The organism is Delftia lacustris (genome assembly GCF_040267515.1).
Lineage (GTDB): Bacteria > Pseudomonadota > Gammaproteobacteria > Burkholderiales > Burkholderiaceae_C > Comamonas > Comamonas tsuruhatensis.
Genome location: NZ_CP141274.1, coordinates 4,455,521 through 4,473,830, shown reverse-complemented (window position 1 = coordinate 4,473,830; position 18,310 = coordinate 4,455,521). Strand labels below are relative to the sequence as shown.

Annotated in this window: 16 protein-coding genes; 4 read left to right on the top strand and 12 right to left on the bottom strand. The window is 68.6% G+C overall.

The genetic code is table 11. The features are described 5' to 3' along the window. Nucleotides 1–21: 21 nt before the first annotated feature. The 6 genes from U6958_RS21760 to U6958_RS21735 form a co-directional block, all read right to left on the bottom strand. Nucleotides 22–1,035: a Gfo/Idh/MocA family protein gene (locus tag U6958_RS21760; protein ID WP_074923394.1), complete on the bottom strand. Its 1,014-nt coding sequence runs from the start codon at nucleotides 1,033–1,035 to the stop codon at nucleotides 22–24. Nucleotides 1,036–1,049: 14 nt separating this feature from the next. Continuing rightward, nucleotides 1,050–1,871 (bottom strand): TIM barrel protein, encoded by an 822-nt coding sequence (locus tag U6958_RS21755; RefSeq protein ID WP_034365010.1) that lies wholly within the window; start codon nucleotides 1,869–1,871, stop codon nucleotides 1,050–1,052. Further along, the gene (locus tag U6958_RS21750) at nucleotides 1,868–2,815 is read right to left on the bottom strand and encodes a sugar phosphate isomerase/epimerase family protein (RefSeq protein ID WP_016449900.1); all 948 of its coding nucleotides are present in this window, start codon (nucleotides 2,813–2,815) and stop codon (nucleotides 1,868–1,870) included. The genes U6958_RS21755 and U6958_RS21750 overlap by 4 nt, the downstream gene beginning before the upstream one ends. A gap of 24 nt (nucleotides 2,816–2,839) precedes the next feature. Beyond that, nucleotides 2,840–3,877: an ABC transporter permease gene (locus tag U6958_RS21745; RefSeq protein WP_074923393.1), complete on the bottom strand. Its 1,038-nt coding sequence runs from the start codon at nucleotides 3,875–3,877 to the stop codon at nucleotides 2,840–2,842. 29 nt (nucleotides 3,878–3,906) lie between these two features. Beyond that, complete coding sequence (locus U6958_RS21740; protein WP_074923392.1) at nucleotides 3,907–5,457, bottom strand: sugar ABC transporter ATP-binding protein; 1,551 nt, start codon at nucleotides 5,455–5,457, stop codon at nucleotides 3,907–3,909. Between the two features lie 73 nt (nucleotides 5,458–5,530). Further along, nucleotides 5,531–6,517: a sugar ABC transporter substrate-binding protein gene (locus U6958_RS21735; RefSeq protein WP_143044659.1), complete on the bottom strand. Its 987-nt coding sequence runs from the start codon at nucleotides 6,515–6,517 to the stop codon at nucleotides 5,531–5,533. Between the two features lie 219 nt (nucleotides 6,518–6,736). Here U6958_RS21735 and iolD point away from each other — a divergent pair, with 219 nt between their 5' ends. From iolD to U6958_RS21715, 4 genes are all read left to right on the top strand, one after another. After that, nucleotides 6,737–8,620: a 3D-(3,5/4)-trihydroxycyclohexane-1,2-dione acylhydrolase (decyclizing) gene (iolD, locus tag U6958_RS21730; RefSeq protein ID WP_074923390.1), complete on the top strand. Its 1,884-nt coding sequence runs from the start codon at nucleotides 6,737–6,739 to the stop codon at nucleotides 8,618–8,620. Nucleotides 8,621–8,701: 81 nt separating this feature from the next. Next, nucleotides 8,702–9,628 (top strand): myo-inosose-2 dehydratase, encoded by a 927-nt coding sequence (gene iolE / locus U6958_RS21725; protein ID WP_074923389.1) that lies wholly within the window; start codon nucleotides 8,702–8,704, stop codon nucleotides 9,626–9,628. Nucleotides 9,629–9,672: 44 nt separating this feature from the next. Further along, the gene (locus U6958_RS21720; RefSeq protein WP_074923388.1) at nucleotides 9,673–10,770 is read left to right on the top strand and encodes a porin; all 1,098 of its coding nucleotides are present in this window, start codon (nucleotides 9,673–9,675) and stop codon (nucleotides 10,768–10,770) included. A gap of 135 nt (nucleotides 10,771–10,905) precedes the next feature. Beyond that, entirely contained in the window at nucleotides 10,906–11,880 is a 975-nt protein-coding gene (locus tag U6958_RS21715; protein WP_074923387.1) for a DUF4434 domain-containing protein, read from the top strand. 16 nt (nucleotides 11,881–11,896) lie between these two features. Here the strand turns inward: U6958_RS21715 and U6958_RS21710 are convergent, their stop codons facing one another. The 6 genes from U6958_RS21710 to U6958_RS21685 form a co-directional block, all read right to left on the bottom strand. Beyond that, complete coding sequence (locus U6958_RS21710; RefSeq protein WP_047327189.1) at nucleotides 11,897–13,042, bottom strand: acyl-CoA dehydrogenase family protein; 1,146 nt, start codon at nucleotides 13,040–13,042, stop codon at nucleotides 11,897–11,899. A 26-nt stretch (nucleotides 13,043–13,068) separates the two neighbouring features. Further along, a complete protein-coding gene (locus U6958_RS21705) occupies nucleotides 13,069–13,770 on the bottom strand; it encodes an alginate O-acetyltransferase AlgF (RefSeq protein WP_016449891.1) in 702 nt (233 codons plus the stop codon). Between the two features lie 17 nt (nucleotides 13,771–13,787). Continuing rightward, a complete protein-coding gene (locus tag U6958_RS21700) occupies nucleotides 13,788–15,251 on the bottom strand; it encodes an AMP-binding protein (RefSeq protein ID WP_074923386.1) in 1,464 nt (487 codons plus the stop codon). A 69-nt stretch (nucleotides 15,252–15,320) separates the two neighbouring features. After that, on the bottom strand, nucleotides 15,321–15,560 hold the full coding sequence (locus U6958_RS21695) for an acyl carrier protein (RefSeq protein WP_016449889.1): 240 nt from the start codon (nucleotides 15,558–15,560) through the stop codon (nucleotides 15,321–15,323). Nucleotides 15,561–15,582: 22 nt separating this feature from the next. Next, a complete protein-coding gene (locus U6958_RS21690) occupies nucleotides 15,583–17,163 on the bottom strand; it encodes an MBOAT family protein (RefSeq protein WP_074923385.1) in 1,581 nt (526 codons plus the stop codon). Between the two features lie 13 nt (nucleotides 17,164–17,176). Beyond that, nucleotides 17,177–18,310, bottom strand: a complete 1,134-nt coding sequence (locus tag U6958_RS21685) for an alginate O-acetyltransferase AlgX-related protein (RefSeq protein WP_016449887.1) — start codon at nucleotides 18,308–18,310, stop codon at nucleotides 17,177–17,179.

The following is an 18,310-nucleotide window of genomic DNA, read 5'->3' as shown; positions in this document are numbered from 1 at the left end:
CGCAGTCATGGCGTCAGGGGCTCAGGGCTGGTAGAACGCCGGGCGCGCTGCGCTCGCCATGTGCTCTATCGCGCCGGAGGACTGCGCCAGCAGGCAGGCATCGGCGGCCACTGCGGCGGCGTAGCCGTCCCAGGCCGAGGGACCTGTCAGTTGCCGGTCGCGCACGCCGTCGATGAAGGCCTGCAGCTCCGCGTCGTAGGCGGCGATGAAGCGCTGCTTCCAGTCGGTCAGCAGGGGCGTGCAGCTGCTGGCCGCGCGCTTCATGGGCACGGCCGCAGGCTCCGGCAGGCGCGCGATGCCCGTCTCGCCCACCACTTCGCACTGGATGTCGTAGCCGTACCGGCAGTTGACGAATACCTCCACGTCAATGCGCACACCGCCCACGGTCTCCAGCAGGATGATCTGCGGATCGTTCAGATGCGGCAATGCGTGGCGCGTCTTCCTGGGGAACACCACCTGGGCGCTGGCGTAGTCGTCGTCCAGCAGCCAGCGCAGGACATCGAGCTCGTGGATCAGCGTGTCGGTGATGGCCATGCTGGTGGTGTAGCCCCCGGCCACCGTGGGATTGCGGTGCGCGCAGTGCACCATCAGGGGCGCGCCAATCTCGCCGGCGGCGATGACATGGCGCAGCGCACGGTAGCCCGCGTCGTAGGGGCGCATGAAGCCGACCTGCACCAGGCGCCGGCCCTGCGCCACCTCCGCTTGCACGATGCGCATGCAGCCTGCGGCGGTTACCGCCAGCGGCTTTTCACAGAACACGGGCTTGCCGTGGGCGATGGCCTCCAGCACCAGTTCCTCGTGCGAGGGACCCCAGGAGGTGACCAGCACCGCCTGCACCTGTGGCGCGGCGATCAGCGCCCGGCCGCTGTCCATGATCTCGATGGCCGGATCATGTCCGGCCACCACGTCCCGCGCCTGCTGCGCATCGATGTCTGTCACCGCCACCACCCGGGCGCCCGACAGCACCCGGGAGATCCTGCGGATGTGGTCTTGTCCGATGGCTCCGCAGCCTATTGCTCCGATCTGCAGCGTCATATGGTTCCCTTCTTTCAAAGCAATGAATGGCGGATGAAGTCCATGCTCTGGCGCAGCAGGGCTTCGTTGCTGTCCGCGTCCGTGATCCGGGCCGCGAACGGCTCGAACGAGACCGGGCCGCCATAGCCGCGATCGAGCAGTTCTCGCAACTGGGCGATGTTGCCCAGGCGGTCTCCTTCGCCGACCAGCACGCGGTGGCCGTCGCGCATCTGGCCGTCTTCGAGCCGGTGGTCCTCGACGCCCGAGACATGCACCAGCCCGGTCAGGTCGGGAAAGAAGATGTCTTCGCCGGCCAGGTAGTGGTGGAAGCTGTCGTGCACCAGCCTGAAGTGGCGTTCGCCGGCTGCGCCGTAGATCGCCTCGACGGCATCGGACTTGCGGCGCAGCGCGCACTCGGCAAAGCCCAGGGGCTCGACCAGTCCCTGCACGCCATGGCCATCGAGGAGGGGGCGCAGCTGCCTGAGGGCATGCACCAGGTCGCGCCGCCGCTGGCCGGGCGTGCGCGGGTCGGCCCTGTCGTTCAACGGGCACATGACCAGGGCCCGGGCGCCGCAGTCACGCGCGTACGCCGCCAGCGCGCGCGCCTTGCGCTCCAGGCCGGCGTCGAAAACGTCGAAGGGATACAGCGCGTTGATGGACACGATGGTGATGTCGGCCTGCCGCGCCGCGGCCTGGATGGCGGCGGGCGCCGTGCCGTCGCAGGTCTCGGCATGGGGCAGGTCGTTGCGGATCTCGATGGCCGACACGCCCAGGCGCCGGCACATGGCCAGGTAGCCGGCAAACGGCATGCGAGAGGCGCTGATGCGGTTGATGGCGAAATGGATGGGATTCGTCATGGGCCGGGACTCGGGTGGGAAGCGGTGGTCAGGGGCGCAAAGCGGTCCGGGAAATGCCTTTCCAGCTGTTGCTGTATCTGCTGGCGCATGAAGCGGCTGGATTCGGCCGCACGCTCTTCCCAGGCGAACACGCAGGACGACAGAACGCCGTCGAAGCCGGCGCTGCCCAGCGTGCCGAAGAACAGGTCCCAGTCGATCTCGCCCTGTCCCATGTCCAGGTGCTGGTGCACGCGGATGTGGTGCGAGCCCGGCGGGTTGACGATGTAGCGCAGCTGGCTGCTCTTCCTGTGGTCGAAGGTGTCGGCCACGCGCACATGGGCCAGCAGCGGCGCGGCTTCGCGCAGCATGGCGGCCATGTCGCCGCCGTAGTGGAAGGTGTGCGGGGCGATATAGGACAGCCGCAGCGCCTTCGAGCCCATGTTCCTCACGATGTCCATGGCCGGCTGCAGCTGCTCTATCCAGTCCTCCGGATGCGGCTCCACGGACAGCGTGATGCCTTCGCGCTCCAGGATGGGCAGCAACTCGTCCATGGAGCGGAACCAGGCGGCCTCGCACATCTCCTTCGGATTCGCGCCGGCAGGACCGTTCACCGAGCGCTCGGGCGAGGCTCCACGGCCGAACTCCGAGACCATCAGCGCGCACTCCATCTCGATGGCCACCTCGATGGCCTTCTTCCAGCAGCGCATCGCCCATTGCCGTTCGTCCTCGAACGGGCTGGCCCAGCGGTACATGGGCTGCAGCGATGCCAGTGCCACGCCGCTGGCGCGCATGGCCTGGCGGAATGCGGCCATGCGCTCCTTGGTGGCGCGCGGCATCACCCACCAGTCCAGGAAATCGCTGCGCGGCGACAGCTCGATGTGCGCATAGCCCAGTTCGGCCACGGCCTGCGGCAGCCGGTCCAGCGGCTCGTGCCGGATCATGTAGGGATCGAGGGCGATTTTCATGGTGTCTGCCTGCAGGGCGCGCCGTCAGCGCCGCGCCTTCTTGTTGCGGTACTGGTCGGCGACCACGGCCCCGACGATGATGGCGCCCTTGACCATCTCCTGGTAGTAGGCGTCGATGCGGATGAAGGTGAAGCCCGAGGTCATGACGCCCAGGATCAGCACGCCGATCACCGTGCCGGTGATGCGGCCCATGCCGCCGGCCAGCGAGGTGCCGCCGATCACCACGGCGGCAATCGCATCGAGCTCGTACATGACACCCATGCCCGACTGGCCCGAGATGGCCCGCGCCGCCGTCACCGTGCCGGCGATGCCGCCGAGCAGGCCGGCAATCATGTAGACCCAGACCAGATGCCGCTGCACGTTGATGCCCGAAACCACGGCTGCCTGGCGGTTGGAGCCGATGGCATAGGTGAATTTGCCGAAGCGCGTATGGCGCAGCACCACGTGGAAGACGGCGGCGAGCACCAGAAAGATGATCACCGGATGGGCGCCGGAGCCGATCGCTGCGAAGTCGTCGGTCAGCATGGAGACGGGCGTGCCGTTGGTGAACCACTTGGCAAAGCCGCGTGCGGCCACCATGGTGCCCAGCGTGGCAATGAAGGGCGGAATGCCCGTGAAGGCGATCAGCGAGCCGTTGAGCAGGCCGACCATCAGGCCCACGCACATGCCGGCCGCCACCGGCCAGACCACGGGCAGGTCGGTCAGCTGCGGGAACACGGCACGCGGAAAGTCGGACACCTGTGCCAGGCTGGCGGACACCACGGCGGTGGCGGCCACCACCGAGCCCGACGACAGGTCGATGCCGCCGGTGATGATGACGAGGTTGACGCCCACGGCGATGATGCCGATCACCGCCATCTGCAGCACGATGATCTGCAGCCGCTCAGCGTTGAGCAAAAAGCTCTGGCCCACGGTGAGCCAGCCGGCCGCCTCGAAGAACAGTGCAATGCCCAGCAGCACCAGAAAGATGCTCAGTTCCGGCGGCCGCCTGGCCCGGTGCAGCGGGCCGGTGCCCGGGCCGGGCGGGGAGGGGGCCTGCGAAATCGATGGGGTATTGCTCATCTTGCCTGTCTCCGCTTGGGGTCCCCGGCTCAGCGGGAAGCCAGTTCCATGATCCGTACCTGGTCGGCGTCCCTGCGCTCGACGATGCCCGTCATGCGTCCCTCATGCATGACCAGGATGCGGTCGCTAATGCCCAGCACTTCGGGCATCTCCGAGGAAATCATCAGCACGGCCGCGCCCTCGGCGGCCAGCGTGCCGACAAGGCGGTGGATCTCGGCCTTGGCGCCGACATCGATGCCGCGCGTGGGCTCGTCGAGGATGAGGATGCGGGGCCGCGTCAGCAGCCAGCGGCCGATCAGCAGCTTTTGCTGGTTGCCGCCCGACAGGTTCTGTATCTGTTCATGCAGGCCGGGCGACTTGATGCGCAGCGTGCGCGCCATGTGCTCGCAGTCGCGGCGCAGCGCAGCCCGCTCGACGAAGCCGCACTTCACATGGCGGCTGCTCAGCACCGCCATCTCCATGTTGGCCTGCAGGTCCAGGCCCATGAAGCAGCCGGTGTCCTTGCGGTCCTCGGTGAGAAAGGCCATGCCGTGCCGCATGGCCTGCGCGGGCGAGTCGATCTTCACCGGCCGGCCGTCGATGCGGATCTCGCCGCTGGTGGCGGGCACCACGCCGAACAGCGCCTCGGCCAGATTGGAGCGCCCGGAGCCCACGAGGCCGGCCACGCCCAGGATTTCCCCGGCGCGCAGCTCGAAGCCCAGGCCGCTGAACACGCCCTGCACGCCCAGCCCGTCCACGGACAGCACCACGTCGCCCAGGGCCACGTCCTGCTTGGGGAACATCTGTGTGATCTCGCGCCCCACCATCATGCGGATGATGTCGTCGCGCGTGACGTCGGCGGCCGCATGCGTGCCTATGTAGCGGCCATCACGGAACACCGAGAACTCGTCGGCGATCTCGAACAGCTCGTTCATCTTGTGCGTGATGTAGACGATGCCTTTGCCCTGGCTGCGCAGGTGGCCGATGATCCGAAACAGGTGCTCCACCTCCCTGTCGGTGAGCGCGGACGTGGGCTCGTCCATGATCAGCACCTCGGAGTCGAAGGACACGGCCTTGGCGATCTCCACCATCTGGCGGCTGGCCACGGTCAGCGTGCGCACCTCGGCCCCGGGATCGATGCCGATGGCCAGCCGGTCGAACAGCGCCTGCGTGCGCTGGCGCAGCTGGCGGTGGTCGACCAGGCCGAGGCGGTTGAGCGGCTCGCGGCCAATCCAGATGTTCTCGGCCACGCTCATGCCGGGCATGAGGTTCAGCTCCTGGTGGATCATGGCAATGCCCTGCTGCAGCGCATCCAGCGGGCCGTGCAGCGTGACGGGCCTGCCCCTGAGGCGGATCTCGCCCTGGTCGGGCGCATGCATGCCGGCAATGATCTTCATCAGCGTGGATTTGCCGGCGCCGTTCTCGCCCATCAGCGCATGCACGCTGGCGCTGCGCACGCGCAGCTGCACATCGGCCAGTGCCACGACGCCGGGAAACGACTTGCCCACGCCACGCACTTCCAGAAGCCAGTCGCCAGCAGGGGATGGGGAAGCTGCTGGCCAGGGGGCGGCCTGCGGCCTGCCCGGCGAGACGGTGGGCATGGGCACTCCTTGGAGGACAGGTTGTGAAGAGGTGGCGGGGGTGACGGGGCGACGCGGACCAGGCGAGGCCGGCTCAAGGCCTGGCGTACTGGTCCATGTTCTCGGGCGTGACCAGTTCGAAGGGCACGTTCATGAAGCGCTCCACGGCCTGCTTGCCGGCCAGGCGCAGGGCGGCATCGACGGCATTGGCGCCCTGGCCCGCCAGGTTCTGGAAGACGGAGACCTTGAGGTCGCCGTTCTTCATGGACGCCAGCCCGTCCGGCGTGGCGTCTATGCCGGCCACGATCATGTCGGGCGTCCATTTCCTGGCCGACTTCAGCGCGTTGATGGCGCCTATCGCCATCTCGTCGTTGTTGGCGAGGATGGCGTCGAACTTCATGCCCGAACTCAGCCAGTTCATGGTGATGTCCTGCCCCTGCGTGCGGCTCCATTTGCCTTCGCGCTTGTCCAGGATCTTCATGCCTGCGCACTCGCGGGTCGCCAGCACTTCCTCGATGTCGCGGGTGCGCACGCGCGCCGAGTCGTTGGACAGCTCGCCCATCAGCACCAGCAGGTCGCCCCGGCCGCCCAGCAGCTTGCAGACCTGGCGGGCCTGCAGCGTGCCCGACAGCTTTTCATCGGACGCGACCACGGCAGTGCCTGCGGGCAGCTTGTCGAAATCCACGGGCTGGCGGTTCACGTAGACCAGCGGAATCCGGGCGGCGCTCACCATGCGGGTGATCTTGGGCGTGGCGTCGGTATCGACCGGGTTGACGATGATGGCGTCGGCCCGCTGGGCAATCATGTTCTGGATCTGGCTCAGCTGCTTGCCCACGTCGTTGCTGGCGTCCTCGATCTGCACGCCGGCTCCGTGCTTTTTCGCTGCATCGACGATGCCGTTGCGCAGGATGGTCAGGCCCGTGTCGTCAAACAGCGCCATCGCCACGCCGATCCTGAGGGGCTGCACCGGGGCCTGGGCCTGCGCTGCCCGTGGCTGTGCCTGAGCCTGAGCCTGACCATGCAACGGCAGGGCGGCCAGAAGGGCTGCGGCAATGGCAGCCAGCAGGTGTCTTTTACTCATCCCTCGTCTCCTTGTTCCTGAGCGGCAGCGGGGCGCATGCAGGCCCCGCATGGACTCGCCACACACCGGATTGCACCGGACCGTGAGGAGAACTGTAGTTCCGCGTCGTGAAATTTTGGAAATTAATTTCTAAGTGATTACACCTAAGGAAATTAATTTCCAATAGTTTTAATCTTTTGACCATGTTCTGAACGGCGGACATCGGAGACAAGGCAAGCCATGACAAGCACTGTGAGATTGACCGTCAGCCAGGCGCTGGTCCGCTACCTGGCGGCCTTGCGGGCCGAGGTCGTGCAGCCGGACGGCAGCACCTCCATCCAGCCCTATTGCGGCGGCGTGTTCGCCATCTTTGGGCATGGCAACGTGGCCGGGCTGGGCGAGGCCCTGCATGCCGACAGGCACAGGCTGCCCACCTTTCGCGCCCACAGCGAACAGGGCATGGCCCATGCGGCCGTGGCCTTTGCCAAGACCCATTTCCGCCAGCGCATGATGGCCGTGACCTCCAGCATCGGCCCCGGCGCCACCAACCTGGTGACCTCCGCCGCGCTGGCGCATGTGGCGCGCCTGCCGCTGCTGCTGCTGCCGGGGGACATCTTTGCCTCGCGCCTGCCCGATCCCGTCCTGCAGCAGGTGGAGAGCTTCGAGCAGGGTGATCTGAGCGCCAACGACTGCCTGCGTCCGGTCACGCGCTACTTCGACCGCATCATGCAGCCCGGGCAATTGCTGGCGGCCTTGCCGCGCGCCATCCAGGTCATGACCGACCCGGCGCAGTGCGGCCCCGCCTGCCTTGCGCTGCCGCAGGACGTGCAGACCCAGGCCTTCGACTGGCCCATGGATTTCTTCCACCCGCCGCTGATCCTCCAGCGTCGCCCGCCGGCCGATGCCGCCGAGCTGGAGCAGGCCGTGGCCTTGCTGGCCTGCGCCAAAAGGCCGCTGATCGTGGCGGGCGGCGGCGTGCTGTACAGCCAGGCCTGGGAGGCCTTGCGCGTGTTTGCCGAAACGCATGGCGTGCCGGTGGCCGAGTCGCAGGCCGGCAAGGGCAGCCTGGCCTGGGACCATGCCCTCAACCTGGGCGCCATCGGCGTGACCGGCTCGCCGGCTGCCAACCACGCGGCCCGGCACTGCGATGTGCTGCTGGCCATCGGCACGCGGCAGCAGGATTTCACCAGCGGCTCGCAGGCGCTGTACAGCCAGGCCACGGTGCTGGGCCTGAACGTGCAGCCCTTCGATGCCGCCAGGAAGCGTGGCCGCCAGCTGGTGGCCGATGCCCGTATTGGCCTGGCCCAGCTGGGTGCAGGATTGGCCGGCTGGCGGGCCGATCCACGGTGGACCGAAGAGCTGCGCGCCCGGGCCTCAGCCTGGGCACAGCGCGTGGCGGAGCTGACATTGCACGCGCCCCAGGGCGAGCTGCCCTGTGACGCCGAGGTGATCGGGGCCTTGCGCGAGTCTGCCGCCGACTCAGGGCTGGACAGCGCCCGCAATGACGTCGTGGTCTGCGCGGCCGGCACGCTGCCGGCCGAGCTGCACAAGCTGTGGCGCAGCGGCCTGCCGGGCAACTACCACGTGGACTATGCGTATTCCTGCATGGGCTACGAGATCGCGGGCGGCCTGGGCGTGAAGCTGGCAAGGCCCGAGCGCGAGGTCATCGTGGTCGTGGGCGATGGCTCCTACATGATGCTCAACGCCGAGCTGGCCACCTCGGTGCTGCTGGGCCGAAAGATCATCGTCGTGGTGCTGGACAACCGTGGCTACGGCTGCATAGAGCGGCTGCAGATCCGCTGCGGCGGCGCCAGCTTCAACAACATGCTCGACGACTGCGTGCCCGAGGGCGGCGAGCGCTCGTCCATCGATTTCGCCCGCCACGCCGCTGCCATGGGGGCGGAGGCCGTCCACGTGGGCGGTGTGCAGGAACTGCGCCGCGAAATGCTGCGTGCGCGGGCGTCCCGCCGCAGCCAGGTGCTGGTGATAGACACCACCCACCACCGCACCACGGCCGACGGCGGCGCCTGGTGGGAGGTTGCCGTGCCCGAGGTCTCGGGCCGCCCCGAGGTCCAGGGCGCGCGGCGCGAGTACCTGCACCACAAGGCAGGCCAGCGGCGCTGACGCCGCGCCACCGTCGCCCCGCCCGACTTCTGCCCATCTGCCTAACTGTCTAGGCGCCTATCTGCCCCAAGGAGGACTCGCATGAACTGGAAGGTTCGCATCGGTATCAATCCCCTGTCCTGGATGAACGACGACCTCCCTTCGCTGGGGGGCGATACGCCGCTGGACACGGCACTGAAGGAGGGCGCCGAGATCGGCTACGCGGGTTTCGAGCTGGGCAACAAGTTTCCGAAAACCGGCCCCGCGCTCAAGGCCAGGCTCGACGCGTACGGGCTGGCCTGCGTCTCCGGCTGGTACTCGGGCTTTCTGGCGCAGGCCGATGCGGGCAGCGACGACCAGGCCCTTGCCGCCGAGGCCGAGCGCTGCAAGCCCCACATGGACAGGCTGCGCCACAACGGCGTCGACGTGGTGGTCTATGGCGAATGCGCGGGCACGGTCCAGGGGCAGATGGGCACGCCTGTGTCCCGGCGCCCGCGCTTTGCCGACGATGCGGCCTGGCAGCGCTATGCGTGGCGGCTGGATGCCTTTGGCGCGCACCTGCTGGAGTGTTACGGCATCCGGCTGGCCTATCACCACCACATGGGCGCCCAGGTGGAATCCCCGCAGGATGTGGACCGCCTGATGGCGCTGACCGATCCGCGCAAGGTCTTTCTGCTGTTCGATACCGGCCATGCCTACTACGGCGGCGCGGCCGATCCGGCGGCGCTGCTGAAAAAACATGTGGCGCGCGTGGCGCATGTGCATTGCAAGGATGTGCGTCCCCAGGTGATTGCCCAGGCGCGCCAGGGCGACTGGAGCTTTCTGCAGGGCGTGGTCAACGGCATCTTCACGGTGCCGGGTGACGGCGCGCTCGACTTCGAGGCGGTGCTGCGCACGCTCAGGGATGCCGGCTACCAGGGCTGGCTGGTGGTCGAGGCCGAGCAGGACCCCGCCATCGCGCCCGGCTACGCATACGCGAAAAAGGGCTACGAGACGCTGCGCGCGCTCGTGGAGCGGCTGGGCGCCTGAGGCCATCCGGCATCGAGGCATGAAAACCAAGGGAGGACAACGTCATGACATCTGCAATCCACCACGCCCTGCGGGGCCCTGCGGCCCGGGCCACCGTACCTTGCCTGTGCGCTGCGGCGCTGGCCGGCGCAGCCAGTCTGGCCGCGGCGCAAGGCAGCGTCACGCTGTATGGGCGCATCGTCAGCGGTGTCGACTATATGAACCGCATTGCCGAGGGGCCGGGCCGGTCTTCCGGTCAACTCCGGCACGCCGGGCAATGGGGCGCGACCTGGTGGGGGCTGCGCGGGGCCGAGGACCTGGGTGGCGGCCTGAGCGCCGTCTTCCATCTCGAAAGCCAGTTCTCGGCCGACGACGGCACGGTGGGCGACAGCTTCTTCAGCCGCTATGCGGTGGTCGGCCTGCGAAGCCAGACATACGGCACGCTGCTGCTGGGCCGGGCCATGGGCATTCCGGACGGCGAGGTCTGGGCGCTGGACCCCATGGGCCTGCAGGCCATGGGCGCGGGCACGCTGCAGGGCAACCGGACCTGGGGGTCGCGCCCCAATGCCATCAGCTACCAGTCGCCGGCCTGGGGCGGGCTCTCGTTTCGCACCCAGCTGGGGCTGAACGGGGAGGCGGGCCGTTCCCGGGCCGGGCGCCAGGCCGCCGTCAGCGTGGGCTATGAGCAGGGGCCGCTGGTGCTCAAGGCCTTCTACGAGGAAATCCGCGACGGCAACGGCGCGTTCAGTTCGCTCTACGCGGCATCGCGCCTTTACACGGTGGGCGCAACCTACCGCGTGGGCGGCCTCAAGCTGTTCACGGGCTACAGCCAGATCCGGTCAGGCCTCCTGACGGTGGCCGACGCCGACAACCCGGCAGGCGCCCGCAGGCAGCAGACCTACTGGATGGGCGCCAACTACCAGGCCACGCCGGCGCTGGTGCTGGTGGGCGGCGCCTACCGCGCCAACCGCAGTGGCGGCGGCGCCAGCCTGCTGAGCCTGGGGGCCAACTACCATCTTTCCCGGCGCACCATGCTGTATGGCACGGTCGGCACCCTCTCCAACGGGGGCACAGCCTCGTTCTCGGTGGAGGCCAACAGCGGCAAGCCGCTGCCCGGCTCCGGCCAGCAGGGGCTTTACGCGGGCGTCGTGCACTCGTTCTGAAGCCGCCTTCGCCGCGCATCAACCCTCAGCCCGGCCGGGTCAACCCCCGCTGGGCCGGCCCCCTTGGGGCGGGGCGGTGCCGCTTGGCTGTATTCTTGGCGCTTGCCTTCACGCAGCCTTGCGGCCGTCCCCAACATGCATTTGTCCAGACGCGAATTCCTCGGCGCCGGCGTGGCCGCCGCCTGTGCCTCGCTGGTCGGTTGCGCGGCCTCGGCGCCCGTGTCGGGCAGTTTCCTGCAGCCGTGGCGCAGCCATCTGGAGATGCCGCGCGACCAATGGCGCCAGCGCCTGGCCGCCACCCAGGCGCTGGGCTGCCGCGAGCTGTTCGTGCAATGGAGCGGCCTGCTGGGCGATACCGAGGCGGACAGCTGGATGCTGGCCGACGCGCAGATCGCCGACCTGCTGGACATCTGCACCGAACTGGGCATGGGCGTGCACCTGGGCCTGCCCTATGACGAGCGCTGGTGGAAGCAGATCAGCCTTGACAACGCCGCAGGCCCTGCGCCCTACCTGGCGCATATCGCCGAGCTGGGCGCCAGCCACATGTACGCCAGCACCTGGCCGCGCCATGCGGCCTTTCGCGGCTGGTACATCCCCTACGAGCTGGAGCAGTACCACTGGGCCGCGCCCGAGCGCATCGATCTGCTGGTGAGCGCGCTGCAACCGCTGGCCCAGGCGGCAGCGGCCACATCCGGCCAGGTGCCCGGCATCTCCACCTATTTCAGCCAGCTGCAGACCCTGGGCAGCCTGCCCACGCTGTGGAGCATCCTGCTGGACCGCGTGTCCCTGCGCCCCATGGTGCAGGACGGCGTGGGCGTGGCGGGCCTGGGCAACTACGAGGCGCTGGCGCCGCTGCAGCAGATGCTGCTCGAGCGCAGGGCGCCGTTCGATCTCATCGTGGAGCTGTTCGAGCAACTGCCGCCCGCGCGGCCCGATGGCTCGGACTTCCAGGCGCGCACGGCCAGCTTCGAGCGCGTGCGTCGCCAATGGGACGTGGCCCGCGACTACGGCGCCCAGCGCGTCGTTGCCTTCGCCATCGATCCCTGGGTGCTGAACGACACGCCCGAAGCCCGGCAACTGCTGCGCGGGTGGAAATCCGCCGCGCGCTGAGCGGCAGGCGGCCGGGTCAGAAGCGCTTGGCGATGATCTCTCGCAGGATCTCGCTGCTTCCGCCGAAGATGCGCAGTGCCCTTGCATCGGCCCAGGCACGGCCGATGCCGTATTCCGCCATGTAGCCGTAGCCGCCGTGCAGCTGCAGCAGCTCGTCCAGCACCTGGCCCTGCAGCTCGGTGGCGTTGAGCTTGGCCATGGCGGCGGTGACGGAGTCCAGCGAGCCTTCCAGGTGCTGGGCCAGGCAGTCGTCCAGGAAGACGCGCAGCATGGTGGTCCTGGCCAGGGCGTCGGCGAACTTGAAGCGGGTGTTCTGGTAGTCGAGCACGCGGCGCCCGAAGACCTTGCGGTTGCGCACGAACTCGGCGGCCTCGTCCAGCATGCCTTCGGTGGAGGCCGCCGCGCGCAGCGCGATCGCCAGCCGCTCCTGCGCCAGTTCCTGGGTCACATGCTCGAAGGCTGCGTTCTCGCGCCCCAGCAGGTGGTCGGCCGGCAGGTGCAGTTCGTCGAAGAACAGCTCGCAGGTGTCCTGGCTGTGCTGGCCTATCTTGCGCAGCGCCGGGCCCTTGCCCAGGCCCTTCATGCCTTCTTCCACCACGAACAGCGACAGGCCGCGCGCGCCCAGGTCGGGCTCGGTGCTGGCCAGCACCACCATCAGGCCGGCGTTGACGCCGTTGGTGATGAAGGTCTTCTGGCCGTTGAGCACGTAGCCGCCGCCCTCACTCTCGCTCTTGCGGCGGGCGCGCGTGCGCACGGCCTTGAGGTCGCTGCCCGCGCCGGGCTCGGTCAGCGCGATGGCGCCGATCAGCTCGCCCGTGGCCATGCGCGGCAGCCAGCGGTCCTTCTGCACCTGCGTGCCGAAGTTCCAGAGATAGGGCGCCACCATGTCGGAGTGGATGGAAAAGCCGATGCCCAGGCAGTTGGCACGCGCCAGCGCCTCGATGACCACGGCCGCGTGGCCGAAGTCCCCGCCCTGGCCGTAGGGCGGGGGCAGGTCGCAATTGAGCAGGCCGCTGTCGCCAGCCTTGCGCCACAGGGCGCGCGGCGTGATGCCCTCTGCCTCCCAGTCATTGATGTGGGGCAGGATCTCGGTGGCCACGAATCGGTCCACCTGTTCCTTGAACAGCAGGTGGTCTTCACGCAATACGGAGCGGGTGCGCATGTCTGTGTCGGTCTCCTTGGGCTGGGTCAGGGGCGGTAGGTGTCGGTGGCGCTGGCCTGGCCGCGCAGCACGGGGGAGGCGGCCGTACCCGTCATGAACAGGCTGTAGTGGTCGCCGGGCTGCAGCTGGGGCAGTGCCAGCGGCGCGCTGACGGCCTTGGCGCAGCTGGCACTGAGCTGGGCGCTGACCGGGTTGATGGAGCGGCTGGCCGATGCGGCCGGCGCCACGCCGGTGAACAGGGGCGTGCCCGCAGGCGCGACCTGCAGGCTGCCCTGGGGGCAGTCCGTGGTGAGATTGTAGAAACGCAGCTCGGCCTTGAGCGCGTCCTGGCTGCCGCCGGAGTCGTCGATGGCCGTGAAGCGCGTGGCCGCGTTCTTGCCCTGGCGCTGCGGCACCAGGGTGGTGAAGCTGCCCGGCGCCACCTTCATGCTGCCGGCGCTCTTGCCGTCCAGCTGGATGGCAAAGGGCGTGTCGCCCTTGACGATGGCGTAGCTGCTGGCCGGCTTGCTGCCGGACAGCGTCTGCTCGGGGCCGTCGGCGATCTTCACGCGCAGGCTGCCCGCGTCGGGGTGGACCACGCGCACGAAGGACGAGCCTGCGGGGGGGCGCGCGGCGTACAGCTGGGCCAGCGTGCCTTCGGCATGCGCTGCAGGCAGGCAGGACAGGGCCGCCAGCCCGGCCAGGGTGAACAGTGCTTGGCGCCTCACAGCGGAAAAAACGGAAGTCATGCCTGCAGATCCTTGTTTCATTGGGCGGGGCGCATGCGCGAGTCGAGGTACATGCGCTCCAGTTGCTTGCGGTCGGCCTTGTCGGTCTGGGTCAGCGGAAAGCCATGGCAGGCCAGCAGTTCCGACGGAATCATGTAGGGCGGCACGCGCTGGGCCAGCAGTTCGCGCCATCCGGCCAGGTCTTCGGGCAGGGGGTGCATGCCGGGCGGGCCGCTGCGGTCCAGGTCCACGAAGCCGATCATGCGCACGATGAAGCCGTCGGGCCGCTTGAGTGCCACCGCCGCGCCCGCGCGCACGCCGGGCAGGGTGGCCAGCACGGCATCGACCTCGGCCAGCTCGATGCGGTAGCCGTGCATCTTGATCTGGTCGTCGCGCCGGCCGTGGAAGGTGACCAGGCCCTCGCCGTCGATCTCGCCCAGGTCGCCCGTGCGGTAGCCGCGCTTGCCGTTGCGCATGAACATGCGTGTGGCGTGCAGGTCGGGGCGGTTGAGGTAGCCGCGCATCACATGGTCGCCGGCCACGCAGATCTCGCCTTCGTCCAGGAAGACGTCGGCATAGGGCTTGGCCCGGCCGATGGGAAAGGGCAGCGGCGCGCGCTGGCGCAGCGCGGGGTCGATCTCCACCCAGGTGGTGGAGCAGGTGGCCTCGGTGGGGCCGTAGGAGTTGATGATGCGCGCCTGGGGAAAGCGGCTCCACAGCGCCTCGGCCACGGTGGGCGTGAGCGATTCGGCGCCGAAGACGAAGACGCGCAGGTCGGGCAGGTGCTGCTGGTCGAAGTCGGCATCCAGCAGCTGCTGGCGCACGAAGGAGGGCGTGGATGCCCAGACGTTCACATGGGTGCGCGCCAGGTAGGCGGCAAAGGCCTGGCGGTCGGCAATGGTCTCGCGCGCGCACAGCACGCATGCACCGCCCGTGACCAGGGCGCCCATCCAGTTGAACAGCGAAAAGTCGAAGCTGAACAGCATCTGGTCCATGAACACCGGCGCCTCGCCCAGGGCCAGGCAGTCGCGTATCCAGCCGGCGAACAGGCCCATGCTCTCGCGCCCGATCTGCACGCCCTTGGGATCGCCCGTGCTGCCCGAGGTGAACATGATGTAGGCCAGCGATTTTTCCTGCAGCGGCTGCGCGGCGATGCCGGTGTCCACAAAGCTGCGGGCCTGCGCGTCGTAGTGCAGGCCGGCTTGCACCAGCGTGGCGATGCGCGCCATGCGCTCGGGCGGGTTGATCACGTCCACCGGCACGAAGGGCACGCCCAGGCGCAGGCAGCCGAGGATGGCCACGAGAAAGGCCGTCTCCTTGTGCCCCGTGATCAGCAGCGGCTCGTCGCGGCGAGCGCCGCGCGCCAGCGCCTGCTGCTCCCATTGCTCCACGGCCTGGGCCAGTTGCTGCCAGTCCAGCGTGCCGGCGGCATCGATGACGGCCGGCCGCTGCGTGCCGGCGTCGGGCTCGATGAAGTCGAAGCGGTCAAAACTGAATCGCATGCGGGCTCCTTGCGGCGGTGGATGGATGGGGATGGCTGCGCAGGCCGGGCCGACAGTGCCGGCGTCTCATCACGCCTTGCGCTGCTCGGCCACGTACTGCGCCAGCGTTTGCACGGACTCCAGGTGCAGGTCGATCTCCGATGGCGGTATCTTGACGCCGAATTCCTTCTCGATGGCCAGGGCCACGTCCACGGCGGACAGCGAGTCCACCAGGCCCGATTCGAGCAGCAGCGTATCGGGCTCGACCGAGGTCAGGATGATGGCTCCGATGATCTGGGCAATCTTGGTTTCGATGTCATTGTGGGACATGCTTTTTTCTCCAACAGGCGTTTCAGAACTGGAAATACAGGAAGCGGGTTTCCTTGTGCAGGTTGACCAGGCACAGGAAGAGCAGGACCAGGGTCACGGCCGTCCAGCCCGCGCTGGGGCGCCAGTGCATCCAGGCCCGGGGCGCCTCCTGCACCTTGAACATGGCGGGCGAGAAGCGGCCCAGGATCTGGTGGGCATTGGGCGTGAACCAGGCAATGGCCAGCAGCAGCAGCACCAGGGCCAGCTGCATATGGTGGCCTATGGCCAGGCGGATGGCATCGCCCAGTGCCAGTCCCTGGACGTGGGACAGCGACTCCAGCGCCTCCACGCCGCGCAGGCCGGCCATGCCCTTGAGCAGCAGCATGGCGTCGCCCACGCCGTGGGCGCGGAAGAAGGTCTGGGCGATGAGCACGGCGATGAAGGTGATGACAACGCACAGCGCCTGCACGCCCCGGCCCGATTTGCGGGCGGCGGCCGGCTTGCGGCTGACCACGAAGATGCGCCAGGCATGGTTGACCGACAGGTAGAAGGCATGCAGCAGGCCGAAGATCACGTACTGCAGGCCGGCGCCGTGCCAGATGCCCGCCAGCCCCATGGTGAACAGCGTGGGCACGACGATGGTGGCCGCAAAGCCGCCCGGCGTGCGCGCGGCGCTCGATCCCACGGACAGCCCGCGCTTTTCGCGTGCGCGCGAGATGGCCATGGCCACGGGGTAGTACAGGTAGGCCGTGAGGTAGCGCGTCAGCGTCATGTGCCAGCGCGCCCAGAAGTCGATGATGCTGCCGGCCTTGTAGGGCGAGTTGAAGTTCAGCGGGAAACGGATGCCGAACATGCGCGCCAGGCCCAGGGCCATGTCCGAATAGCCCGAGAAGTCGAAGTACAGCTGCAGCGCGTAGCTGAGGCTCGCGCCCCAGGCGGCCCAGAACTGCAGCTCGCCGGGCGCGGCGAAGCCGGCGTCCGCATAGGGTGCGATCTCGTCGGCCAGCAGCACCTTCTTGGCCAGGCCGATCACGAACAGCGTGCCCCCGATGGACAGGTTGTCCGCGCGGAACCGGTAGTTATCCGGCTGCGCGAACTGCGGCATCATTTCCTTGTGGTGCAGGATGGGCCCGGCAATCAGGTGCGGGAAGAAGGTGACGAACAGCACGTAGCTGAGCAGGCTGCGTTCCTTGACGATGCCCGAGCGGCAGTCCAGCAGGTAGCCGATCTGGGTGAAGGTGAAGAACGAGATGCCCAGGGGCAGGATCAGCTCGTGCATGCCGCCCTGCGTCAGCCCCCATTCGCCCAGGAAGTTGAACAGCGTGGCGAAGTACTTGTAGTGGAACAGTGCCGCCAGGTCCGCGCCCACGCCCAGCGCAGTCACCAGCCCCTGCAGCCGCGCATGGCCGGCAAAGCGCAGGATCAGCCGGCTCACCACGTAGTTGAAGGCAATGGACAGGGCCAGCAGGGCGACGAACTGCGGGTTCCACCAGCCATAGAAGACGAAGGACGTCAGGCACAGCCAGAACGCGGCCAGCCGCAGGCTGATGGCGCCGGCCAGGTAGTGGCCCGCCAGCGCGATGGGCAGGAACAGCAGCAGGAAAAGATAGGAGTTGAACAGCATGTAGCGGGCGGTTTCACGCAGGCGGGGAGGCGGCGTCCAGATCCTTGAGCGCCGCTTTTTCATCGTCCGTCAGGGGCAGGGACAAGGTGTTTTCCGAGAACTCCCAGATCACCAGCCGCAGGCTGGCCGGCCAGGAGGCGCGGCGCTTGAGCGCGGCCACCATGGCGCCGCTGAACTGGCCGCCATCCATGCTGAGGTTCCAGACTTCATGGCCCAGCGCGCGGCCCAGCTGTGGCGCGAAATTGCTGCGCAGGCCGTTGGAGCTGCCGGCCAGCAGCACCTGCACGGGCGGCGTCTCGTCCAGCAGGCCGCCGCCGCGCACGGGGGTGATGGCCTGGGGGCGTATTTCGTCGCGCTGCGGGCGCCAGCCTGCCGGTGCGTCGGCCAGGCCGGCCAGGGCCAGCAGGTCGCCGGGCAAGGGCTGCAGCGGCCCGGGTGCAGACTCCTCGAAGGCCTGGCTGCCGCGCTGCCCGCCCAGCAGCGGCAGCGCGGCCCGGGCCACGGCCAGGGCGGCGGCGCGTGCGCCCTCGGCGTTCATGTGCACGTCGGTGCGAAAGAACACGGGCTGCGTCTGCTCCTGGGCCTGCAGGGCGGGGCGCAGGTCGGCAAAGGCAATGCCGTCGGCCTGCAGGCGCTGCTGCCACAGGTCCAGGCGCTGGAGCATCACGGGTGCCACGGGCAGGCCGCACAGGTGGTCGGCCTCGATGCGCGACTTGTCGGGCACGGCCACCACCAGGGTGGCAATGCCCTTGTCCTGCAACTGCCGTGTCCAGTGGCGCAGCAGGCGCTGGCGCGCCTCGAAGGGCGCGGCGCCTACCCCGGGCTGGGGCCGCAGGCCGTCGCGGTAGAACATCCACTGCGGGCAGCCCAGGGCCACCTGCGCGCCCGTATCGCCCAGCAGGCGATAGCGCAGCGCGGCCTGGCCCGTCTCCAGCGAAGACTGGGCGGGCAGGCGCAGGCCCTTGTTCAGCGCCGTGCCCGCGCGGCCATCGAGCCAGGCCGACAGCTGCAGCTCGCCGGCCTTGGGGCCGTGGCGGGCCAGCGACCAGCCACCCCAGGCCAGGCCCGACAGCAGCAGGGCGCCCCAGATCCAGGCATTGCGCCGGTGGCCCTTGTCGGTTTGCAGGTCTTGCGCGGCTTGGTCCAC